General features: G+C 66.0%; 19 protein-coding genes. 13 read left to right on the forward strand and 6 right to left on the reverse strand.

Features of this window, described 5'->3' with window-relative positions:
• Positions 1 to 300 precede the first annotated feature (300 nt).
• Positions 301 to 1,281 carry a sigma-54 interaction domain-containing protein gene (locus Pla175_RS21620; RefSeq protein ID WP_145290519.1) on the reverse strand — a complete coding sequence of 327 codons (981 nt, stop codon included), beginning with the start codon at positions 1,279 to 1,281 and terminating at the stop codon, positions 301 to 303.
• A gap of 723 nt (positions 1,282 to 2,004) precedes the next feature.
• Here Pla175_RS21620 and Pla175_RS21625 point away from each other — a divergent pair.
• Positions 2,005 to 2,394, forward strand: coding sequence for a hypothetical protein (locus tag Pla175_RS21625; RefSeq protein WP_145290522.1), 390 nt, complete (start codon positions 2,005 to 2,007; stop codon positions 2,392 to 2,394).
• 317 nt (positions 2,395 to 2,711) lie between these two features.
• Positions 2,712 to 3,194 (forward strand): hypothetical protein, encoded by a 483-nt coding sequence (locus Pla175_RS21630; RefSeq protein WP_145290525.1) that lies wholly within the window; start codon positions 2,712 to 2,714, stop codon positions 3,192 to 3,194.
• A 197-nt stretch (positions 3,195 to 3,391) separates the two neighbouring features.
• Here Pla175_RS21630 and glnA read toward each other — a convergent pair whose 3' ends face one another.
• Positions 3,392 to 4,810, reverse strand: coding sequence for a type I glutamate--ammonia ligase (glnA, locus tag Pla175_RS21635; protein WP_197527055.1), 1,419 nt, complete (start codon positions 4,808 to 4,810; stop codon positions 3,392 to 3,394).
• Positions 4,811 to 5,074: 264 nt separating this feature from the next.
• On the opposite strand from glnA, the gene Pla175_RS21640 reads away from it, so the two are divergent.
• The 5 genes from Pla175_RS21640 to Pla175_RS21660 all read left to right on the forward strand — a co-directional run bounded on the left by Pla175_RS21640 (position 5,075) and on the right by Pla175_RS21660 (position 9,602).
• Complete coding sequence (locus Pla175_RS21640) at positions 5,075 to 6,064, forward strand: serine/threonine protein kinase (protein ID WP_145290528.1); 990 nt, start codon at positions 5,075 to 5,077, stop codon at positions 6,062 to 6,064.
• Between the two features lie 368 nt (positions 6,065 to 6,432).
• The gene (locus Pla175_RS21645; protein WP_145290532.1) at positions 6,433 to 6,675 is read left to right on the forward strand and encodes a type II toxin-antitoxin system prevent-host-death family antitoxin; all 243 of its coding nucleotides are present in this window, start codon (positions 6,433 to 6,435) and stop codon (positions 6,673 to 6,675) included.
• Complete coding sequence (locus Pla175_RS21650) at positions 6,672 to 7,091, forward strand: type II toxin-antitoxin system VapC family toxin (RefSeq protein WP_145290536.1); 420 nt, start codon at positions 6,672 to 6,674, stop codon at positions 7,089 to 7,091. Before Pla175_RS21645 ends, Pla175_RS21650 begins: the two co-directional genes overlap by 4 nt.
• Before the next feature lie 90 nt (positions 7,092 to 7,181).
• Positions 7,182 to 7,511, forward strand: a complete 330-nt coding sequence (locus tag Pla175_RS21655) for a hypothetical protein (protein WP_145290541.1) — start codon at positions 7,182 to 7,184, stop codon at positions 7,509 to 7,511.
• A gap of 546 nt (positions 7,512 to 8,057) precedes the next feature.
• Positions 8,058 to 9,602, forward strand: coding sequence for a sulfatase family protein (locus tag Pla175_RS21660; protein ID WP_197527056.1), 1,545 nt, complete (start codon positions 8,058 to 8,060; stop codon positions 9,600 to 9,602).
• Between the two features lie 118 nt (positions 9,603 to 9,720).
• On the opposite strand, the gene Pla175_RS26910 is transcribed toward Pla175_RS21660, so the two are convergent.
• Positions 9,721 to 9,921 carry an ATP-binding protein gene (locus Pla175_RS26910; protein WP_315851521.1) on the reverse strand — a complete coding sequence of 67 codons (201 nt, stop codon included), beginning with the start codon at positions 9,919 to 9,921 and terminating at the stop codon, positions 9,721 to 9,723.
• Positions 9,922 to 10,095: 174 nt separating this feature from the next.
• Here Pla175_RS26910 and Pla175_RS21665 point away from each other — a divergent pair, with 174 nt between their 5' ends.
• The 3 genes from Pla175_RS21665 to Pla175_RS21675 are packed head-to-tail and all read left to right on the forward strand — an operon-like array spanning position 10,096 to position 12,283.
• Complete coding sequence (locus tag Pla175_RS21665) at positions 10,096 to 10,539, forward strand: hypothetical protein (RefSeq protein ID WP_145290547.1); 444 nt, start codon at positions 10,096 to 10,098, stop codon at positions 10,537 to 10,539.
• Positions 10,472 to 11,602: an ISAs1 family transposase gene (locus tag Pla175_RS21670; protein ID WP_145284379.1), complete on the forward strand. Its 1,131-nt coding sequence runs from the start codon at positions 10,472 to 10,474 to the stop codon at positions 11,600 to 11,602. Before Pla175_RS21665 ends, Pla175_RS21670 begins: the two co-directional genes overlap by 68 nt.
• Positions 11,603 to 11,605: 3 nt before the next feature.
• Positions 11,606 to 12,283: a YHYH protein gene (locus Pla175_RS21675; protein WP_145290551.1), complete on the forward strand. Its 678-nt coding sequence runs from the start codon at positions 11,606 to 11,608 to the stop codon at positions 12,281 to 12,283.
• Positions 12,284 to 12,301: 18 nt separating this feature from the next.
• Here the strand turns inward: Pla175_RS21675 and Pla175_RS21680 are convergent, their stop codons facing one another.
• The 3 genes from Pla175_RS21680 to Pla175_RS21690 form a co-directional block, all read right to left on the reverse strand.
• Positions 12,302 to 13,030 carry a hypothetical protein gene (locus Pla175_RS21680; RefSeq protein WP_145290554.1) on the reverse strand — a complete coding sequence of 243 codons (729 nt, stop codon included), beginning with the start codon at positions 13,028 to 13,030 and terminating at the stop codon, positions 12,302 to 12,304.
• Between the two features lie 106 nt (positions 13,031 to 13,136).
• The gene (locus tag Pla175_RS21685) at positions 13,137 to 14,258 is read right to left on the reverse strand and encodes a DUF6268 family outer membrane beta-barrel protein (RefSeq protein WP_145290557.1); all 1,122 of its coding nucleotides are present in this window, start codon (positions 14,256 to 14,258) and stop codon (positions 13,137 to 13,139) included.
• Between the two features lie 134 nt (positions 14,259 to 14,392).
• Complete coding sequence (locus Pla175_RS21690; protein WP_145290560.1) at positions 14,393 to 14,821, reverse strand: DoxX family protein; 429 nt, start codon at positions 14,819 to 14,821, stop codon at positions 14,393 to 14,395.
• A 166-nt stretch (positions 14,822 to 14,987) separates the two neighbouring features.
• On the opposite strand from Pla175_RS21690, the gene Pla175_RS21695 reads away from it, so the two are divergent.
• From Pla175_RS21695 to uvrA, 3 genes are all read left to right on the forward strand, one after another.
• A complete protein-coding gene (locus Pla175_RS21695) occupies positions 14,988 to 15,230 on the forward strand; it encodes a DUF5808 domain-containing protein (RefSeq protein WP_145290563.1) in 243 nt (80 codons plus the stop codon).
• 28 nt (positions 15,231 to 15,258) lie between these two features.
• Complete coding sequence (gene sugE / locus Pla175_RS21700) at positions 15,259 to 15,585, forward strand: quaternary ammonium compound efflux SMR transporter SugE (RefSeq protein ID WP_145290566.1); 327 nt, start codon at positions 15,259 to 15,261, stop codon at positions 15,583 to 15,585.
• A gap of 209 nt (positions 15,586 to 15,794) precedes the next feature.
• The gene (gene uvrA / locus Pla175_RS21705) at positions 15,795 to 22,856 is read left to right on the forward strand and encodes an excinuclease ABC subunit UvrA (RefSeq protein WP_145290569.1); all 7,062 of its coding nucleotides are present in this window, start codon (positions 15,795 to 15,797) and stop codon (positions 22,854 to 22,856) included.
• Positions 22,857 to 22,989 lie beyond the last annotated feature (133 nt).

The following is a 22,989-nucleotide window of genomic DNA, read 5'->3' on the forward strand; positions in this document are numbered from 1 at the left end:
CAACGGGACGTAACCCATTGATGGCAAACGTGTTGCGAATCACGGAGGATCAACCATCATCGTCGGCCAGGGCGCTGCGGTTCCCTGATCCGCTGATCTCTCCGCGGCACGCAACGCCGCAAACCTATACCCAGAAGCAACTTGTGTCATATTTCACAGAAGCAGGGAGAAGCCACCAGAAAGGTGGAGAGGCCCCAGAAAGCCGGGATGGGGCGAGCCTGGGTCCGTTCTCCCTGTCCGCGGCCGAGAGACCGCAGCACGGGAGGCAGAAGCCTCAATCGAGGGCCGACCGAGCGGGGGCTAGGACTCCGCCGACTCGTCGGCGCCAAGCTGCTGAATCAGCCGAGTCATCGTGTTGGGGTGCACCCCCAGCAAACGAGCGGCACGCCCCTTGTGCCCCTGCGACGACCGGAGGGCCTGCCGCACCGCGGCCGCGCGGAGCCTGTCGAGGTTGGTAAAGGGCAGGCTGGGAGCATTTGTGTCGCCGGAGCGTAGGGCCGGCAACGTCGGCTCGCAGTCCAGCACGTACGCTTGTTCGATCACGTGCGAGAGCTGGCGGATATTGCCCGGCCAGTGGAACTCGCAGAATCCCTGCAACTGCTCGTCGCTCGGTCGCCACTGGGCGCGGCTGTAGCGGGCGGCGTACTTGCAGGAAAAGTACTCGACAAACCGCGGGATGTCCTCGACCCTTTGCCGCAACGGCGGCACCCGCAGCTCTACCATGTTGAGGCGGTAGTAGAGGTCTTCGCGGAACCGGCCTGCCGCTACCTCTTGCTCCAGGTCGCGGTTGGTCGCGGCGATGATTTGCACATTCACTTGAATCGGGTGCGAGGCGCCGACGGGGGTCACTTCTCCCTGCTGCAAGACTCGCAGCAGCTTCGGCTGCAGCTCGAGCGGCATCTCCCCGACCTCGTCGAGAAAGACGATCCCCCCTTCGGCGGCCCGGAAGACGCCCAGGCTCTTGCCGGCGGCGCCGGTAAAGGCGCCCTTCTCGTGGCCAAAGAGTTGGCTCTCAGCGAGCGTGGGGGTGAGCGCTGCGCAGTTGACCGGCAACAGCGGTCGGTCGCGGCGGGGGCCGATCTGGTGCAGCAGTTTCGCCCACACTTCCTTTCCGGTGCCGGTTTCGCCGGTCACGAGAACGGGGCACTGCACTTCGGCCGCTTTCTCTGCGTGCCGGGCGATCTGGACGACCTTGGGGTTTTCCCCAAGCACCCAGCTATCTGCCGATTCTGGCGAGAGCGCCAGAAGCGTATCGATCGATGGTGAGATAGATATCGACATCGGGTGATGAGGAGACCTAACAGCACTGGTGACGCACGATCCCCGCAACCAGACCTGACGAAAGCGGCCCCAGCAGGGCCAACTCTTCCAGGAAACGATCGACTCGGCGGTGGGAACGACGCGGTGCGTCTTGGCTGTGTCAGATCACTAGCGTTTCCAGGGGGTGGACCGGGGAAGAGCTTCTTCGCACTCGATACGGAAGACAAACTTGAGCTGTTCGGAACCTTTACGGCCCGCCGCTAAGCTTTTCCTGATCATAATCATCTACGACAACCTCTTCAATCAATTCGCCGCGGAAATCTCCCCGCAAAGAGCCCCCGCGTTCGGCCTGCGCGGGACGTTCCGGACGCACCGGCAAACACGGTTCTCGGGCCGTGTTTCTGGGGGTTTTTGCGTCATTCCCGGCGCCGACGCCTGAGCACTTTAGTGATTTCTGTGCGGAGGCCCGTTGACAGCCGGCAGCAGAATGGTAGCCTTGCGGCGCAGGTTGTGAAGAGCGCGCAGATTCCCTGACCGGAAAATTCGCCCCCATCCCACTTGTGAGGCATCGTCGGCCCGTATAGCGGCGACGCCCCCGGTACAAAATCGGAAATGCCACCCGCCTCAACCTTCTGTCAGCCAGACCCCTGGCAGGCAGATCCCACAGCGGGTGACCACTCAGCCGGCTTGTCGCCGCCTGGGAAGCTGTTGTGGCCCATGGCCAGTTTTAGTGGAGGAATTGAGATGCGTTTTGCGAAGTTCGTGCAGGCGAGCCTGGTGCTCGCCGTCGTCGTGATGGCCACCAGCGCCGAAGCTGGTTTGTTCCACAAGAAGAAGGCGGACAACTGCTGCCCCGCGCCGGCCTCGTGCTGTGCCGTTGAGCAGACCTGCTGCGCCGCCCCGGAGCCCTGCTGCGCCCCCGCCCCGGAGCCGTGCTGTCCTCCTGAGCCGGTCTGCTGCGAGCCCGCCCCCGTTTGCTGCGAGCCCGTTTCGTGCTGTGCGCCCGCTCCCGTGTGCTGCGACCCCTGCGATCCGTGCTGCAAGCCCCAGCGTCAGGGCTGCTTCGCTCGCATGCGGGCCAAGCGTGCCGCCAAGAATTGCTGCACCCCGTGCTGCACTCCTTGCTGCATGTAGTCAGACAGGCGGCCTGCCGCCAAAACGATCGACCACAACGGGTCTCGCTCATTCGCTGGGCGAGGCCCGTTGTTCTTGTGAGTGGTTCCGCGGACCTTGCCAGGCCTGGCAAGATTGACGAAACACCCCAAGCCCCTTAACCTACGCAATCGGAACCAAGGCCCAGCACGCGGTGTCGCGGCCTTTTTCCGGCGAGACAGAGCAACCCGGCCACCGAGTAGAAGCGCTCATACCCTGTGGTCTGGCTGAGGGATCTCCCCCATCCGGCATGGTTGCCGTCCCATTGATCGAGCGCACCCGCTTAAGGAGAGACTGTGATGTCGTTTACCCCCGTTTTGCGTTTCGGAGTTGCTGCGACCCTGGTTGCCGGATTGGCACTGGCCACCGCCAGCACCGCCGAGGCCGGCCTGTTCGCCAAGCTGTGTGGCAAGAAGAAGTCGAACTGCTGCCCCGCCCCCACCTGCTGCGAGCCGGTCTCGTGCTGCGCCCAGCAGCCCACCTGCTGCGAAGCTCCCGTGAGCGATTGCGGTTGCAGCGCCCCGGTCAGCGACTGCGGCTGCAGCGCCCCGGCGAGTGATTGTGGTTGCGGCGCCCCGGCCGCTGATTGTGGCTGCGGCTCGGCCGTGGTTGAGTCGGGTTGTGGTTGTGGCGGCGCGGTCGTGGAGGGTTCGGTCGTGATCGAGAGCTCCCCCGCCGACGCCCCGACCCCGGCCGCCGGCGAGATGAAGGCCCCCGAGGCCCCCAAGGCGCCGGAAGCCCCGAAGGCCCCTGAGGCCCCCAAGGCCGACGAAGCCGCCTAAGGCGATTCGTCACCCGGGTTTCGTTGAGTAATCGAAGAAGGGGGTCGGCCCAAACGGGCCGGCCCCCTCTTTTTTTGCGCCGCTGAATTCCTCAAAAGCGAGAGCGAGCTGGGGCGCCCGCGCCCCTGGCCTCCGCGATCGCGCATGACGAGATGGCGCCGGCGACGGTCCAGCTCGCGCGGGGCGGTCCCTCTGGGCTACATGTCGTAGTACATGCAGAACTCGTGCGGGTGCGGCCTGAGGGCGAGCACCTTTACCTCGTTCTTCATCTTGTACGAGATCCACGTGCTGATCACGTCCTCGGTGAACACGTCGCCGCGGAGCAAGAACTCGTGGTCCTTGGCCAGCGCCTCGAGCGCCGCTTCCAACGAGGGAGGGGTCGACGGCACGTCGGCCAGCTCTTCGGGCGACAGATCGTAGATGTCCTTGTCCAGCGGCTCGCCCGGGTCGATCTTGTTCTGGATGCCGTCCAGCGCCGCCATCATCAACGCAGTGAAAGCCAGGTAGGGGTTGCAACTGGGGTCGGGGCAGCGGAACTCGATCCGCTTCGCCTTGGGGCTGGGGCTGTACATCGGGATCCGGCACGACGCCGAACGGTTCCGCTGGCTGTACGCCAGGTTCACCGGCGCCTCGAAGCCCGGCACCAGCCGCTTGTAGCTGTTGGTGGTGGGGTTGGTCAGCGCCAGCAGCGCCGGGGCGTGCTTCAGGATCCCCCCCAGGGCGTACAGGGCCATCTCCGACAGGCCCGCGTAGCCGTTGCCGGCGAAGAGTGGCTCGCCCCCCTTCCACAGCGAGATGTGGCAGTGCATCCCCGACCCGTTGTCGCTGAACAGCGGCTTGGGCATGAACGTGGCGCTCTTGCCGTGCCGGTGGGCCACGTTCTTGATGATGTACTTGTACTTGCAGATCTTGTCTCCCATGGACACCAGTTCGTCGAACCGCAGGTCGATCTCGCACTGGCCGGCGGTCGCCACCTCGTGGTGGGCGGCCTCTACGTCCATGCCGCACTCGATCATCGTCTGCATCATCTCGTTGCGGATGTCGAACAGCGTGTCTGCCGGCGGGCAGGGGAAGTACCCCTCCTTGTGCCGGATCTTGTGCCCCAGGTTGGGGCCCTCGTCCGCGCCGCGGTTCCACTCCGCCTCGGCGCTGTCGATCAGGTAGTAGCTGCCCTCGGGACGCGAGTCGAAGCGGATGTCATCAAAGACGAAGAACTCCGCCTCGGGGCCGATGAAGCAAGTATCGGCGATGCCGGTGCTCCGCAGGTAGTTCACCCCCTTGCGGGCGATGTTGCGCGGGTCGCGGGTGTAGTCCTCGCGGGTGATCGGGTCCTGCACGTTGCAGATGATCACCATGGTCGGCATGTGGGCGAACGGATCAACGAACGCGGTCTCCGGGTCGGGGACCAGCAGCATGTCGCTCTCGTTGATCGCCTGCCAGCCGCGGATGCTCGAGCCGTCGAAGCCCAACCCCTCCTCAAAAAGCGCCTCGTCCAGCTTCCCCACGGGGATGCAGAAGTGCTGCCACAGGCCGGGGAAATCCATGAAGCGGAAGTCGATCGCCTTGATGTCGCGTTCCCGACAGAGCGCCAGGACGTCTTGCGGAGTCATCGCCATGATCTTCATCCCCAGAAGCAAGAAGAGTTAAGAACCGCTAGCGAGAAAGCTATCCGATCCGATGTGCCGTTGGAAGGGTTTCGGGCCGCCCGAACGACGATCACTCGCACAGGCGCAGAGCCGCAGAGCACCAGAGAATCCTCTGCGTCTCCGCGCCTCCGCGAGAGCCTTTTCCCACACCAAGTCCCCCAACTCGAAGTTGCAGCCCCCCGCCCATTGGGCGATGATAGCAGCATCCCCCAGCCGACTCCTCTGAGAGCTTCGATGGCCGAACGCAGGCTTCATTTTTTGCCCACCAAGTCGACCTTCAAGCTGGGCGACCGCCTCGGCACGGGGACCGTGGGCGTGGTCTACCGGGCCACTAGCCCCGACCTCGACGCCCCCGTCGCCGTCAAGCTGCTCCACCCCAACGTCACCGGCGACGCGAACATCGTTGAGCGCTTCGAACGCGAGATCGTCATCACCGAGCGGCTCAACCACCCGCACATCGTCCGCCACTTCGGCGGCGGGCAGATGAACGGGCAGCTCTTCTACGCGATGCAACTGCTGGAGCACGGCTCGCTCAAGGACCGCTTGGCCAGGTTCGGCCCCATGCCTTGGCCGCAGGTGGCCGGGTTCGCGTTGCAGATCGCCTCCGCGTTGCAGCACGCCCACAACCACGGGGTGATCCACCGCGACCTGAAGCCCAGCAACCTGTTCTTCAACGACCAGGGCGACCTGGTGCTGGGCGACTTCGGCATCGCCCGCGACACCTACGCCGCCGACATCACCGCCCAGGGGATCACCGTGGGCACCTATGCTTATATGTCTCCGGAACAGATCCGGGCCGACGCACGCATCTCCGGCAAGGCCGACCTCTACTCGCTGGGCTGCGTGATGTACGAGATGCTCACGGGCAGGCCCCCGTACCTGGGCGCCAACTTCGCCCAGGTGTGGGACCAGCACCTCAACAAGCCGGTCCCCAGCGTCCGCGACGCGGGGGTCGACTGCCCCAGGTGGCTCGACGACCTGGTGCAGCAACTGATGGCCAAGGAACCCGACGGCCGCCCCTTCAACGCCCGCAGCGTCGAGGGGCTGCTGCGGCAGCAGCTTGCCGACGAGTTCGGCGACGCCGAGTACCGCAAGCTCACCCGCGACCTCCCCGAGTTCACCGACGAACCGGCCGAACAGCAGGGCCCGCGGACCTGGGTGCTGTGGCTGGTGATGGGGTTGATCGTGGTCGGCCTGGCGATCACGGCGATCGGCCGGAGCTGACCGCCCGGCGCCCCCGCCGGACGCGTGGAGAGGTTTTGTCCGTTTTGTCCCCCACCTGGCGGATCGAAAATCGGACAAACCCCCCACCTCCCCCCAAGAATGCCCCAAGGCAAAGGGTTTCCGGGCGCCAACATGCAAGCAGCAAGCCTCCACGGAGCAGCTCCAGCGGACAGCAAAGGGACAAAACTAGGCGCACGCAAACCGCCCATCCGCAGACATACGCCGTGCATTGTCGCGGCCGGCGTCGGCGCCCGCGACAACGATTCCTAGCCACCGGCGCCGCCGAGAGTTTGTCCGGGGCGCGCCAAGATTGACGGCTCCGGCCTGTCGACCCAGACTTAGCTAGACAATCTAGCTAAGGAGCCGCGATGGAATGGAAATTAGCCGAGGCCAAGAATAAGCTCAGCGAGCTTGTGACCCGGGCCACGTCCGAAGGGCCTCAAACGATTCGGCGAAACGGGGTGGGCGTAATCGTTGTGGCGGAAGAGACGTACTTGGAGCTGACCGGACAGCGTCCCAGTTTCAAGCAGTGGCTGCTGGAAGGCCCCCGCATCGACGACCTAGAGTTGCCGAGCCGCGACCCATCGCCGATGCGAGAGGTCGACCTGTGAAGGTGTTGCTCGATACGAATGTCGTCTCCGAAGCACGCAAGCCGCGCGGGAACCCCGGCGTACGCAGGCGGCTGGCAGAGCTGGACGAATTCAATCAGTTCTTAAGCGTGGTCTCGATTGGCGAGATCGCTTACGGCGTGGCGCGGCTTGCCCGCGGCAAACTCCGCGATGCCCTCGAGCTCTGGCTCGCCCAAGCAGAACGGAGTTTCGCAGACAGGCTCCTCCCGGTCGATGCCCAGGTCGCCGGGCTCTGGGGCGAACTGGCAGCGCGATCCGCGGCGGCCGGTGGCACGATCTCGCTGGCCGATGGGCTGATCGCCGCCACCGCCATCCACCACGGCATGAGGTTGATGACCCGCAACGTGGCGGATTTTGCGTCGACGGGGGGGATGCTGATCAACCCGTGGGAGGAGTAAGAGCGGCGACCCCGCTCGTCGCGGCGGCACGGCAAACACGCCTTGCGCTTCGCTGTGCGACAGCGGCGGCACACGTAGCAGGACTGAACGGTGGAAAACCCCTACCAATCACCACTGACCCGGCCGGCGCCCCCCGGGCCGGCCGGCCCGCGGCCGCCCCGATTCCGGCGGTGGGTGCTCTTGTTGTGGGTGGCGGGCGTCGGCGCCGCGATGGCCGAGGTTGCCTTTCACATTTCATTGCAGCGGCTGCAATCACTCTCGGAGTCCGACACGGGGGGCGACCTCAACTCCGCCCGGACCTACCACGCCTTGTTGAGCCTCCTGTTGGTCGTTTGCGGCGGCGTGCTGGGCGCACTCTTCTACTGCGGGCCGCTCGCGTTGCGACGCCGGTGGCATCGAAAGAAGCACGACACGCGCTAAAGCCGACTCGGCAAGCAGGCCCCGATTCACCGCGCAGCAACCCACCCCAGCGGCCGGATGAGCGGGCGCCCAGTGGACCGCTGCCGCGCACCCGGTACGCCGGAGCCCCCGTGCGTGCCAGTCGACCACGCCGGCCAACGCCCGTTCCAACGCCAGCGTTTTAGCCAGTGTACAGTTGCGGACGGGTGGTCGGACCCCGGACACTTGGCGGGTGCCGGAACTGAGGGAGGTGATGTCCACCGCTGCGACTTGTCTGAGCCTCCAGCCGCCTCGGGTGACGCCACCGATCGCAGAGAGAAAATAACGCGGAAGTCGCACCGGTCGGGTAGCTCTGCGCCCGCAGATGCAGGCTCCCGAACGGTACTGCAGCTGGTTCCTGCATAAGCAGCCCCGATGCCGAATCGCCAGGCGGCAAACAATGAGCGTGTCGCCAGGCCGGGGCGTCGCCCAGCAACACAGGCCCACGGAAGTGTAGACTATGGCGTCCCGCCATCGGCGGGGCCTACAATTCAACAGCTAGCTCATCCCTCCGCTCGAAGTAGCATCATGTACAGGTTTTTGTTTGCCGTTGTGCTCCTCCTCTTAGGGCCGTCGTTGTTGTCGGCCGCGGACCGGCCCAACATCCTCTTCTTCTTCGCGGATGACTGGGACTGCACCGCGGGCGTGTACGCGCGGTCCGGCCGGCCGACGACGAGCGACATTGTCAAGACACCGAACATCGACCGTATCGGGCGCGAAGGGGTGATCTTTGACAACGCCTTTGTGCAGGTGTCTTCTTGTGGGCCAAGTCGGGCGTCGCTGAGTACCGGGCGTAGTTTCTGGCGGAACGGGAGCAGGGCCTTCAAGGGGGGGGATTGCTTTGGCCGCGAGGACGACCCCTACTCGGGTTTGCCCAAGTTCCCCGATCTGCTGCGTGAATCGGGGTATCACGTTGACAAGTACTGGAAGACGATTGACTTTCAGGTATCGCCAGGGACGCCGGAGAAATCGGGCGCCCCCCGTCTAGAAAACGTCAAGGTGCCGCGGTACGGCCTCCACGTGAGTAGGGGCGCCACAGAGCCAGAGCGGGCTAGGCTTCGCCAACAGGTGATCGACGCGACCCGTAAGGTGTTTCTGCAATCGATGGGGAAGGTTCCCCAAGGCAAGCCATTCTTCTTCATATTCGGTCCGATCAATACGCACCGTCCGTATGCAGCGGGTTCCGGCCAACGGCTTTGGGGAATTGATCCGGAGGACCTGCGGGAGCGTCTCCCCGTCTTTATTCCGGACGTACGTGAGACGCGCGAGGATTTCGCGGACTACCTCGGCGAGATACAGGCGCTCGACCTGATGTTGGGCGTCATTCTCGAGGAACTCGAAGCATCGAAGAAGCTAGTCGACACGCTGGTTATTCTCTCAGGCGACAACGGCATGCCCGGCGTCCCGCGCGGGAAGACCACTTGCTTTGACCTAGGCGTCAAAGCCCCATTGATGATGCGATTGCCTGGCCTGATCACACCCGGGCGCCGCGTGCAAGACTTTGTAACGGTCTCGGATATCGCTCCAACGCTCCTTGATCTTACGGGGGAAGCGGTCCCGGAGACGATGGACGCGGAGAGTTTTCTTACCCAGATCACGAGCAAGAAAGACGGCTGGATTGACCCGGCACGGGACCATGTCTTCACTGGGCGGGAGCGTCATTGCATGTCGATCGTGCGAGATGGGTTCTTGCCCTATCCTATCCGATCTGTGCGATCCAAGGATTACCTCTACGTCCGAAACTTCAAGAGCGATCGCACGCTATACGGAGATGAGAAGTACAACTATGCAGATATGGACTCAAGCCCAACCAAGAGCCTCTTGCTCTCTCGGAGGGACAGTCCGCTGTTTAGGCTTCACTTCGAACATCAGCCGGACGAACTGTTGTTCGAGATCGATAGCGATCCGCATTGCATGGAGAACCTTGTGGGGAAGCAGGAGGCGATGCGGGCGCTAGAGCGACACCGAGCGCTGCTGGACGAGAAGATGCGAAGCACTGCCGATCCTCGCCTCGACGATTCGTTTGATCGCATGCCGTGGGTGGAAGAAGTGACCAGTGCGAAGGCGGGGTAGGGCATCTTGGCCGACGTTGGACCAGTCCCGACGTTTTGGCTCTGACACGCGGGGAACAAGACACCCCTCATGTTAACCCACGTCAGCCTGCACGGCCGGTCCAACCATCTTGTCTACGTCACTGCCCCTGTTGTCCACTCAAGTCCGAAACGCCGCAGAATGAAAGCGATTTACATTTCTCGGAGCCGGGGGGCGCTTTGGCCCTGTTTGACTCCTCGGCGCGGCGGTTCAGGCGGTAGCTCTTGCCGGTGATGGTGAGGATTACGGCGTGGTGCAGGAACCGATCGAGGATCGCCGTGGCGGTCGGGACATCCCGCAGCGGTGCAGCTCACCTCAGCGGCTCGAAGAGGCCAGAATCCAGCTGCGGCGAAGACGGCCGCTACGCGGCCTAGCCAACACGGGCACGCGGCGGTTCCTGCTTTGCCGCGACGCCATTATCCTGCGGCGGGGTTTATTTTGAATGTGGCTTTCCTATTCCTGCTGGTGAGAGTTGATGAGTACCAAACGCTCCCTTCTGGTCGGCGCAGTTCTCTTAGGGGGCGTCGCGGTCGTCATCGCCCAGCCATTCGGCCGGCCCCCGGCGCGGCGGCACACCGTTACCCAGGCGGGCGAGCTGCGGCTGGCGCCGTCGACCGAGGCGCCGCTCGCCGCCAGCCGGGTCAGCATCGTGGTCGAGGGCGGCCAGCGGGTGATCCGCGCCAACGGCCTCCCCGAGCACAACACCGGTCGGTTCCCGGGCCGCGGGAACCCCAACCCCATCAGCCACGGCGATTGCGCCAAGCTAGGCAATATGCGACCCTCTAGGCAAGCCGGCGTTTGGAATGGCAGCAGGTGTTGCCTGGCGGCCGGCGGGACCTGGAGGGATGGGCATGGGCGCCAAGGCGAGCGTGCGGATTGCGGAGCATTTCGAGGGCCTCACCGACCCGCGTCGGCGTGAGGTGACCTACCCGCTGGTGAACATCGTGGCGATGGCGTTGTGCGCGGTGCTGAGCGGGGCGGACGACTTCGTGGCGATCGCCGACTGGTCGCGGGAGAAGAAGGATTGGCTGGCGAGATTCTTGGACATGAGCAGTGGGGTCCCCTCGCACGACCGCTTCAACGCGGTCTTCGCGGCGATCAAGCCGGCGGAGTTCGAGAAGTGCCTGCTGAGCTTCATCACGGCGTTGCACGAGGTGACCGAAGGGCAGGTGATCGCGATCGACGGCAAGACCTTACGGAGGAGCTTCGACGCGGCGAGCAGCAAGGCGCCGATCCACATGGTCAGCGCGTGGGCGTCGGCCAATCACATCGCGCTGGGGCAGGTGGTCACCGACGCGAAGAGCAACGAGATCACGGCCATTCCCAAGCTGCTGGATATCCTAGAAATCCAGGGGTGTTTGGTGACGATCGATGCGATGGGCTGCCAGCGGGAGATCGCCGAGCAGATCGTCGTGGGAGGGGGGGACTACGTGCTGGCGGTCAAGGGGAACCAGCCCAAGCTGCACACAGCGATCAAGGGCTTCTTCGCCGCCCACCTCGAAGACGATTGCAGCGGCATCGATTGCCGCCGCTCCGAGTCGCACGAGAAGGGGCACGGCCGGCAGGACGATCGCTACTACTACTTAGCGAAGCTTCCGGACGGGTTCGACGAGGGGAGCAAGTGGCGCGGGCTCAAGGCGATCGGCCTGGCGTGCCGCATCACGACCCACGCCGACGGAACGCAGACGCACGACACCCGCTACTACATCGCCAGCCGCTACCTCAGCGGCCAAAAGTTCGCCGACGCGGTCCGTGGCCACTGGGCGATCGAGAACGCGTTGCACTGGCAACTAGACGTCACCTTCGGCGAAGACCAATGCCGCATCCGCAAAGGCCACGCCGACGCCAACTTCAGCCTGCTGCGCAGGACAGCGCTGAGCCTGCTCAAGAACAACACCTCACGCAAGCTGGGCGTCAAGAACAAACGCCTCGCGGCCGCATGGAGCGACCAGTATCGGCTGGAAGTCCTGTGCGGGAGGTGAGTTATGGTGCGATCGCCCTGCCCCATCAGCGAGCAGGACTACACGTACAAGGTCCCCGCGGCGCCCCAGGCGGCCGAGAAGACCACGCCGCTGGGGATGCACAACTTTGGGATCGCGCTGAACGGCGTGCCGTTCGACCCCGGGGCCGCGGAGTTCTTCCAGGGGGTGCGTGGCAGCAAGTGGCAGTACGAGCCCCTCTCGGGCGCCCTGCAGATGGGGATCGACGCGTCGCACGCCCACGTGCAGCCGACCGGCGCCTACCACTACCACGGCCTGCCGACCGGGTTGCTCGACGCGGTCAAGCTGGACCCCACGCGCCACTCGCCGCAGATCGGCTGGGCCGCGGACGGCTTCCCGATGTACGCCGTGTACGGCTACACGGACGCAGAGGATGACGGGTCCCCCATCAAACCGCTCAAGTCGAGCTATCGCTTGAAGCAGGGCGACCGACCCGGCGGCGACGAGCCAAGCGGGAAGTACGATGGCGCGTTCATCGCCGACTACGAGCACGCCCCCGGCTCGGGCGACCTGGACGAGTGCAACGGCCGCCGGTGCGTGACCCCCGATTTTCCGGAGGGGACGTACGCGTACTTCCTCACCGAAGACTGGCCGGTGATCCCGCGGAACTACCGGGGGACGCCATCGCCCGACTTCACACGCCGCGGTCCGCGGCCGCGGTGATCTTGCGCGGGTTGAATGCTATTCACCCAAATTCAACTCCGCATAGACCAGAGACCAATCGGGGACGCCACGCAGGGGCCTTACAGATCGAAAGGTGAAGGTAGTATCGCCCGGGCCGTTGAACGGCAGCGGAGAGCCTGGAAGTGGAAGTTGGTTCGCAAGTTTCCAAGCGAGGAACCACTCACAGTCTACCGGAAAAAGCACCGTAAACGACGGCTCAGCATGCACATAAGCCACGGGAACAACGAGGGGCCAGTCGTTGACACCCTTAGGATGCCACGCGGACCAGCCGGGCATTGTTGTGTAGTGGGCGTCGTCCAAAACCGCAGAGATGTCCGAAGCGGAGGCCAAGTCCTGCACCACCGGCGTAAGGCGCCTAGCGGCAGAGCTTACTGACCGCTGGTAACGAAGTTGGTGGCATAGGTTGATCCACGGGACAAGACAAAGCGGAAAAATCGCCATCGCAGCGAACAACGAGCCTGCCCACGCCCGCGAGATGGGTGCGGCAAACGCAAATCGCCAAGACAGATAGGCACACGCTCCGATCAAGGCCGCCAATGCCAATAGGCGCCAGCCATACATCGAGATCCACTGCCAGCGCCGCCCACTCTGACTCCACACGAACTCGAAGTTTTTCGTAAAGACGTCGATGACGTAGGCCGTTTCTACATCGAGCGAGATCCATAAGACCCCGACGGCGAGCAAGAACAAGTAGCCTAGAAGCGGGAGAGCAAGATCAGCATTCATGGCGTCTGTCTCCTAGACCTGATTGACTGCCCCCGGACGTGCGGACAAGAAGGTAGTATACAGCCGAGAGACCGAGCAGGTTGTGCGATCGCTCCCTGATATTTCGCTACAGCGACCAACTGAGCTGCAGGGCGCCAAACGCGCTCGGGTCGATCGCGATCTCGTCGCGGCGGTTGTCGGAGAATCCGTCGGCCTGGAAGGCCTGTCGGTCAAAGACGTACCCGGCCGATAAATCGAGCGTTAGCCCCGCGAGCAGGCTGCGTTGCAGGCCGACCTTGACCCGTTGGTCGAACAGGTAGAACCGCTCGTTGCGCTCTGCGCGGTCCGCAAGCCAATAGGTCTCGTTCACCACCTGGTAGCCGCCGTACAGGCTCCACGCGTCGGTCAGTTCTTGCCGGGCAAGGATATTCACGTTCGTGAGCGGGAAGTAGCTGGCGACCACCGAGAACCTTTCGGTCGGCCGGTACCGCAACGAGAAGGGGACCCCCAGGTTGGCGGTGAACTGGTCGTTGGGCCGCCAAATGTAGGCGACCCCCGGTAGCGGGAACGGCAGTTGCGACGTCGGAGAATAGAACAGGCTGAAGCTCCACGCGTCGCGCTCGCCGCGCGGCACTTCAAGCCCGCCGATCGCGGTGAACGTGGCGTCGCGCAGGCTTGTGAAGGGCTGATCGCTGGCGTAGCCAACGGTGAGGATCGCGACCGTCTTCCAGCCGTTCTCGAGGTCGCGGATGTTCATCGCACCTGCCTGGACCTTCCACAGATCGTCCGGCACGGGGAGGCCGCTGTCTGGCAGCACCGCGGTGGCGCCAATGCTGGTATGGTCGACCGAGCCGGTCGCCAGCCAGAGGTTGCCCCCTTCGGGGGCGATAAAGATCGGCGCGGCCAGGTTGATCTGCTGCCCCGCCTGCGACCAATCGCCCGGTTGGCTGCGGACGTTCTGGGGACCGATCCAGTAACTTTGGGAGCGGAACGGAGAACGGTCATCTTTAGGCGGGCCGGAGGCTTGCTTCGATGGGGGCGGCAGGATCTCGAGCGGCGGCGTCTGGAGCGTGTCCTCCGCCGCCCTTGCCGCGCCAAGCGACCCAGCCGACTCCCCTTCGAGGATCGGAGAGGGTTCGACGAAGACGATCGGATCGTCGGCGAACCAGCCCCCACAAACACACGCACTCGCCGGCCCGAGGAGTATCGTGGCGGCAGCGGCAGTAGCGATGACGGCCGATCGGGCCATGGTGTGTCCGGTCGGAGTTCTATGCTTCGCGCGCGACGCGAGAGGGTACCAATCCCTTGGGCTCAGTCAACCTCGGCCGCTGCTTTGGGCCAGGCGGGGCGCCGCATGCGGATCGCCTCGCAACGCTAGCGGCTTCAAGCACGCCAGCCTGTTTTCGCGCCGATGGCGTAGCGGCCCGGGCCGAGCAGTGCGATGCACACGGCGCCCAGCAGGTAGAGCATCTGCAGCTCGATCGCCCAGCCGCCGTACTGGGTCAGCGAGAACACCTCGCCGGCGTGGGCCAGGCCGATAGCGATCGCCATGTTGATGACGATCAATGCCGACGCCACACGCGTGTAGAAGCCGACGATCAGCAGCAGTGGGGCGACGACCTCTCCCACGTACACGCCGTAGGCCAGCACGCCCGGCAGGCCCGCGTCGTGCAGCATCCCCTGAACAACCCCCGGGCCGCTGCGCACCTTGTCGATCCCGTACAGCAGCAGCAAGCCGCCGATGGTGAGGCGCAGCAGCAGCCGGCCGGCGTCGCCGGCCTGGGTCTCGCTTTCTCGTTTCCAACCAAACATGTCGGGGTCGCCTGGGGGTAGCCACGGGGCGCGAAGACGCTCACGCCCAAGCGACCGATTGTACCGACGTCGGGTGGCCGTGTCGTTCGTAGGCCGGGGGCAGCATCCCCCGCCCCCCTGGCCGCCCATCGCTGCGACGCGTCTTGCGGCCTACGATAAGCAGGCTATGGCGTCCCGCGCAGAAGACCAAGCCGCGATCAACCAAACCGGGTGGAACTCCCCGAGCAACTGGCGTTGGGGGGTCTACCGGAGCCGGCGCGACACCCGCGTCTGGGTCTCGAAGCAGCGCAAGTGGGCGGGGTGGACGCTCAACTTCGCCCACCGCGCGGCGTGGGCTTGGCTGGCGGCACTATTGCTGCCGGCGCTGCTGTCGCCGATCGTCTACCTCGTGGCCACCGTGAATCGCTGACCCATCCACGCCGCAACGCACGCCGCCGATGAATCCTTGGTACTACTTGCTGATCGCGGGGCTGTTGGAGACCGGCTGGGCGGTGGGTTTGAAGTACACCCACGGGTTCACCCGGCTGTGGCCCAGCCTGGGGACCGCGGCAGCGCTGGTCGCCAGCATGGTGTTCCTGGCCCTGGCGGTACGCGAGCTGCCGATCGGCACGGCCTACCCGGTGTGGGTGGGGATCGGGGCGGTTGGCGCCGCGGGGTTTGGGATCGCGTTTCTCGGCGAGCCCGCTTCCGCGTTGCGGCTGGCGTTCCTGGCGCTGCTGATCGTCGCCATTGTGGGGCTGAAGTGGGCGGGCTCGGCGGCGTAGCGGGGGGCGGGACCGCAGGAGTACGTGAAAGCTGTCCGCTAGCAACTCTGCGGCGTCGGCGAAGCAGGGCCAGCCCCACCCGCAGAGCCCAGGGGCCAAGAACCTAAAGGCCAGGGCCCCGAAATCCGGCGCTCGCCCTTCTCCCGCCGAGGCCCTAAAATGCCTGATTGGCCCGCCCCCATCACGGATGAACCCCGCCCCACCCGCCTATGCCCGCCTCGGACATCGTCATCAAGGGCGCCCGCGAGCATAATCTGCGGGACGTCAACCTCCGCCTGCCGCGCAACAAACTGATCTGCCTGACCGGCGTTTCCGGGTCGGGCAAGAGCTCGCTGGCGTTCGACACGCTGTTTGCCGAGGGGCAGCGGCGGTACGTCGAGAGCCTGTCGACCTTCGCCCGGCAGTTCCTCGGGCAGATGACCAAGCCGGACGTCGACCACATCAGCGGGCTGAGCCCGTCGATCTCTATCTCGCAGAAGTCTTCTGGGTCGAACCCGCGGTCGACCGTCGGCACGATCACCGAGATCTACGACTTCCTGCGGGTGCTGTACGCCCGGGTCGGGCAGGGGCACTGCTACAACTGCGGGAGGCTGGTCACCGCCCAGAGCCGCGAGCAGATCTTGGGGCGGATCCTCACGCTGCCGGCCGGCGCCAAGCTTATGGTGATGGCGCCGGTGGTCCGCCGTCAGAAGGGCGCCTTCCAAGACCTGTTTGAAGACCTGCAGAAACGCGGCTTCGTCCGCGCCCGGGTCGACGGCGAGGTGGTCGAGCTGGCGAGCAGCCTCGACCTCGACCGCCAGATGCGGCACAACATCGAGGTGGTGATCGACCGGCTGGTCGCCGGCCCCACGATCCGCGGCCGGCTGGCCGAGGCGGTCGACCTGGCGCTGTCGATCGGCAAGGGGAGCTTGGTTGTTGCGTTCGAGGAGGACGCGCAAGGGGAGTTGGCGCTTGAGGACGCTCCGGCGGCTGACGCCGACGGCTCGCCGGGGGTGAAGGGCCCAACGCCAAGGGGCGCTGCGCCGCGTGACATGGTGCTTAGCAGCGACTTTGCTTGCACCCCTTGTGGGCTGAGCTTCGAGCCCCCCACGCCGCAGATGTTTAGCTTCAACAGCCCGCAGGGGATGTGCGACCAGTGCGACGGGCTCGGGGAGTTCTACTCCTTCGACCCCGAGCTGCTGGTCAGCGACCCGTCGAAGTCGCTCGCCCAGGGCTGCATCGAGTTGGTCGGCTCGTGGAAGGACCTGAGCAAGTGGAAGCGGCACATCTTTCAGGGGGTCGCGGACACGCTGGAGAAGCGGATCGGGCTGGAAGAAGGGTTCCTGCTGGAGACCGCCTGGGAAGAGCTGGCGCCCGAGCTGCGTGAGCTGTGGCTGTGGGGGGCGGGCGAGGAGCACATCACCTTCACCTGGAAGACCGGCCGCAGCGTCCAGAAGTACGGCGGGCACTACGAGGGAATCATCCCCGAGCTGCTGGAGAAGTACCGCAGCAGCAACAGCAAGCCGCAGATCCAGAAGCTGGAGCACTGCATGCGGCAGATCGAGTGCCCGGCGTGCGGCGGCTCGCGGCTGAACCCGCAGGCGCGGGCGGTGCGGATCACCACCGCCAGCGACAAGTTCGACAAGAAGGACCTCGGCCTGCCAGAGGTTTGCGGGTTGCCCATTAGCGTGGCGAGCGAGTTCTTCTCCGAGCTGCAGTTCACCGACGCGCAGCAGTACATCGCCGCCGAGGCGCTCAAAGAGATCCGCGGCCGGCTGGGGTTCCTCTCCAACGTGGGGCTGGAGTACCTGTCGCTCGACCGCACGGCGCCGACGCTCTCCGGCGGCGAGTCGCAGCGGATCCGCCTGGCGAGCCAGATCGGCTGCGGGCTGGTGGGCGTGCTGTACATCCTGGACGAGCCCTCGATCGGCCTCCACCCACGCGACAACGACCGCCTGATCTCGACGCTGGAGGACCTGCGCGACCGCGGCAACACCGTGGTGGTGGTGGAGCACGACGAAGACACGATGCGGGCCAGCGACTACCTGATCGACTTCGGCCCGGGCCCCGGCGTACGCGGCGGTCACGTGGTGGCCGAGGGCTCGGCGGAGGCGATCGCCAAGAGCGCCAAAAGCCAGACCGGCGCGTTCTTGTCCGGGCGGCGCAAGATCGAAGTGCCGAAAGTGCGGAGGATCCTCGGACTCCCCTCCCCTGCCGGGGAGGGGGATACGCGCGGTGTGCTGCGTGTCCGCGGCGCGCGGCACAACAACCTCAAGAATATCGACGTCGACTTCCCGCTGGGCGCCTTCGTGTGCGTTACCGGCGTGTCGGGCTCCGGCAAGAGCTCGCTGGTGAACGACGTGCTGATGGCCTCGCTGCGGCGCGACCTGAACGGCGCCGAGTGCGAGCCGGGCGAGCACGACTCGATCGACGGGATCGAGCGGCTCGACAAGGTGATCGCGATCGACCAGTCTCCGATCGGGCGCACGCCGCGCTCCAATCCAGGGACCTACATCAAGCTGTTCGACGACATCCGCAACCTGTTCGCGCAGCTCCCGGAATCGAAGCGGCGCGGCTTCAAGCCGGGGCGGTTCAGCTTCAACGTGCGTGGCGGGCGCTGCGAGGCGTGCGAGGGGAACGGCGCCAACAAGCTGGAGATGGACTTCCTGGCGGACATCTGGGTGCCGTGCCCCGTGTGCGAGGGCGCCCGTTTCAACCGCGAGACGCTCAGCGTGCTGTTCAAGGGCAAGAGCATCGCGGACGTGCTGGAGATGGACATCCAGCAGGCGATGGAGCTGTTCGAAGCGATCCCGCAGATCAAGCACAAGCTCGACACGCTGCACGCGGTGGGGCTCGACTACCTGAAGATCGGCCAGCCCTCCCCCACGCTCTCCGGCGGCGAGGCGCAACGCATCAAGCTGGCCCGCGAACTGGTCAAGAAGTCGACCGGCCAGACGCTGTACGTGCTGGACGAACCGACCACGGGGCTGCACTTCGCCGACATCGAGATGCTGCTCAAGGTGCTGCACACCTTCGTCGACGCCGGCAACACCGTGCTGGTGGTCGAGCACAACCTCGACGTGATCAAGACCGCCGACTGGGTGATCGATATCGGCCCCGAAGGGGGCGCCGCCGGCGGCCAGCTCGTGGCGGCCGGAACGCCGGAAGCCGTGGTCGCGGCTACCACTGGAAAGGCGAAGTCGAACGGCAGCGCGGTCCTACGCTCCTACACGGCCGAGGCCCTCGCGCCGGTGCTCAGCGGCGAGGCGCACGCCGCGATCGCCCGCGCCCCGCGTCCCCCGGTGAAGGAAGCCACCCACATCGAGGTCCGGGGCGCCGCACAGCACAACCTCAAGGGGGTCGACGTCCGGATCGAACGCGACAAGTTCACCGTCTGCTGCGGGCCGAGCGGTTCGGGGAAGACCTCGCTGGCGATGGACACCATCTACGCCGAGGGGCAGCGGCGTTACGTTGAGAGCCTCTCCAGCTACGCCCGCCAGTTTGTCGGCCAGGCCACCAAGCCGGCGCTCGACCACATCGAGGGGCTTTCGCCCGCGGTCGCCATCGAGCAACGCAGCGGCGGCCACTCGCCGCGCTCGACCGTGGGGACCGTCACCGAGATCTACGACTACCTGCGCGTGCTGTACGCCCGGCTCGGCGAGCCCTACTGCCCCGAGTGCGACCTGCCCATCGGCACGCAAACCACCGACCAAGTGGTCGACAAGATCCTCAGCGAGCCCGAGGGCCAGCGGCTCTACCTGCTGGCGCCGCTAGAGATCGGCGTCGGCGACAAGTACGAAGACCTGTGGGCCGAGCTGGCCGGCAACGGCTACCTGCGGATCCGCGTCGACGGCAAGTTTTACGAGCTGGGCGAGGCGCCGGAGATCGACCGCCGACGCAAGCACGACGTGGCGGTGGTGGTCGACCGGATCACCGTCCACGCCAAGAGCCGGGGCCGGATCGCCGAAGCGGTCGAGGGCGCCCTGGCGATCGGCCGCGGCGTGATGCAGGTCGTGGAGCCGATCGACGACGCCCCCGAGAGCCGCTGGCCCACCCGCACGCACAGCCAACACCTGGCGTGCGAGAAGTGCGGCCGCAGCTTCGACGCCCTCTCGCCCCACAACTTCTCGTTCAACAGCGCGCTGGGCTGGTGCGGCGCGTGCGAGGGGCTGGGCGTGCAGACCGGCGCCAACCCGGCCGCGCTGCTGCGCGACCCCGAGCTCACCCTCGCCGAGGGCGCCCTGCTGCTGTGGCCCAACCTGCGGGGAGACCTGGCCCGCGGACTGCTCGAGGCCCTCAGCCGCCACACCGGGGTGCCGACCGACGTCCCCTACCAGCGGCTCAACGCCCGGCAGCGGCGTGTGCTGTTGTACGGCACGGGAGAGGAGTGGATCGCGGTCGAGGGCAAAGGCCCGCAGGCCAAGTCCCACTCGCAGCTCCGGTTCCAGTTCAAGGGGCTCTACCCCGCGCTCGAGGAAGCCTCGCGGCTCTCGCCGCGCTTGCGCACGCAGCTCGAGCACCTGGTCGACGAGATCGAGTGTAACGAGTGCGGCGGCAGCCGGCTACGCGACGACGCCTCGGCCGTGCGGTTCCGCGACCACACGCTGGAGGACGTCTCGCGCACGTCGCTCGGCGAGCTGCTGCAGCAGGTCTCCGGCTGGAAGCTCTCGGCGCGCGACCGCAAGATCGCCGGCGAGCTGGTCCGCGAGGTCAAGAACCGGCTGACGTTCTTGGTAGACGTCGGCCTGAACTACCTGACGCTGGGCCGCGGGGCGCCGAGCCTCTCCGGCGGCGAGTCGCAACGCATCCGCCTGGCCAGCCAGGTGGGCAGCGGCCTGTGCGGCGTGCTGTACGTGCTGGACGAGCCCACCATCGGGCTGCACCCGCGCGACAACACCCGGCTCATCAAGGCGCTGATGAAGCTGCGCGACCTGGGCAACACGCTGCTGGTGGTTGAGCACGACCGCGAGGTGGTGGCAAGCGCCGACGCGCTGCTCGACTTCGGCCCCGCAGCCGGGCGGTTCGGCGGGGAGATCGTCGCCCGCGGCACGCCTGCCGAGGTGAGCAAGAGGCGCGGCAGCGTCACGGGGCCGTACCTGAGCGGCACCAAAGCGATCGCGATCCCGTCCAATCGCAGGATCACGCTCGAGGCGAAGGGGCGAGGGACGAGGGGCGAGGGCGTGAACGGCGCCGTTTCCGCCTGCCCCACCCCGCGGATCGGCATCCGTGGCGCGCGGCACAACAACCTGAAGAACATCGACGTCGATATCCCGCTGGGGGCGCTCGTGGCGGTGACGGGGGTCAGCGGCAGCGGCAAGAGCTCGCTGATTAACGAGATCCTCTACAACCAGCTCGCCAGGTCGCTGCACCGCGCGGGGTGCGTGGCCGGCGCGCACGACGACATTGTGGGGGTCGAGCGGATCAACAAGGTGATCCGCGTCGATCAGGCGCCGCTGGGCAACTCCCCCACCAGCAACCCGGCCACCTACACCGGCTGCTTCGACCTGATCCGCCAACTCTACGCCCAGCTCCCCGAGTCGAAGCTGCGCGGCTACTCGGCGCGGCAGTTCAGCTTCAACGTGGCCGGCGGACGCTGCGACGCGTGCGAGGGAGACGGCCAACTGCGGATCGAGATGCACTTCCTCCCCGACGTGTGGGTAGAGTGCGACACCTGCCGCGGGCAGCGCTACAACCCTGACACGCTGGCGGTGAAGTACCGCGACCGCAGCATCGCGGACGTGCTGGCGATGCCGGTGGAAGAAGCCCTCACGCTGTTCGAAAACATCCCCAAAATCCGCCGCATCCTGCAAACGATCTGCGACGTGGGGCTGGGCTACGTGACCCTGGGGCAGAGCGCTCCGACCCTCTCCGGCGGCGAGGCGCAGCGCGTCAAGCTGGCCGCGGAGCTGGCCCGCCCCGACACGGGTCAAACGCTCTACCTGCTCGACGAGCCGACCACCGGCCTGCACTTCGACGACCTCGCCCGGCTGCTGGACGTGCTGCACCGGCTGGTCGACCTCGGCAACACTGTTGTGGTGATCGAGCACAACCTTGACGTCATCAAGACCGCCGACTGGGTGCTGGACATCGGGCCCGAAGCGGGGCGCGACGGCGGCCGGCTGGTCGCCGCGGGGACGCCCGAAGACGTGGTCGCCGCGTTCTCGAAGCCCAAACGCGGAAAGAAATCAGCGGTCGCCGCCGTGTCGCACACCGCCGCGGCGCTCGGCCCGGTGCTGGCCGACGGCCCGTACGCCGAACGCCGCGTCTACGACCCCTCGGCCCTCGACCAGGCCCAGGCGGGGGACCTCGACCTCGACCGCGTGGGCGAAGACGCCCAGATGCCGTGGGAGGCCGACGGCCGGCTGTGGCACTCGCAGAACCGGGTGGCCCGCGACGGCACGGCCTGCAAGTGGGACGGCCGGGTCGTCGACCGGGTCGAACGCCGCGTGCAGGAACTGGCGGACGAGCTGGGCGTGGGCCTCTCCCCCACCAACTGGAACCACCGCAGCGTGGTCGAGATCGCCGCAGAGACCAAGAGCCACGGCTGGCTGCTGCACATGATGACCGGCGACAAGTGGCTGGTGAAGCTCAAGTTCCGCACCGCCAGCAAGACCTTCCAACGCGAACAACTAACGCTCGACCTGGCGCTGCGGCCGCTCGACGAGTTGGACCACATCCAGGCCTACGGCTCCGGCCCACGCGTGAAGTGCAAGAACCTCCGCGGCCCGTGGCAAGAGGTACAGGTCGACGTGCACCACTTCAGCGAGATCGACACCCCGGCGTTCTGGGAGATGGTGGAACGCGCGGTCCGCGGCTTCCACAAGCTCACCACCCGCGTCGCCCAGAACCCCGAAGACGTGATGCCCTGGAAGGTGCTGGGCCGCAAGTGGCACCTGGCGCGCAAGGGCTTCCCGCCGGGCAAGCGGCCGCAGTGGGAGAACGAGCTGCTGGAAGAGCTGATCGAGACGCTCAGCGAGGCGGCGCCCAACGGGCAGTTCTTGTGGAACAACAAGGTGCTGGTGCACCAGATGCTCCCCGGCGTGCCGATCCCGTGGGCGACGGTCGTCACCAAGCGGCTGGCGAACGTCGAGCTGGCGCTCACCGGCCCCAAGGGCGCCTTCCAGCTAGGCCGGCTGACGGACCTGGCGGCCGAGTACGAGCTGAACGTCGACGCCGAAGACCGCGACATCGTACGGCTCAAGTTCACCGAACCCGAACACCTGCACCGCGGCGATTTGGAAGGGTTCCTGCAGGAGCACCTCGAAGCGACCCTCGGCGCAGCGGTGGGGTAGAATGCAACACTCAATCGGAAAGTAGCCGACGGGCGCCGCCCCGTCGGAGTCGCGGAGTAGACGCTGCAACCCGACGCTCCGACGGGGCGGCGCCCGTCGGCTATTCGCCCCTTGGGACACTTCCTCTGCTGCC

Source organism: Pirellulimonas nuda, assembly GCF_007750855.1.
Lineage (GTDB): Bacteria > Planctomycetota > Planctomycetia > Pirellulales > Lacipirellulaceae > Pirellulimonas > Pirellulimonas nuda.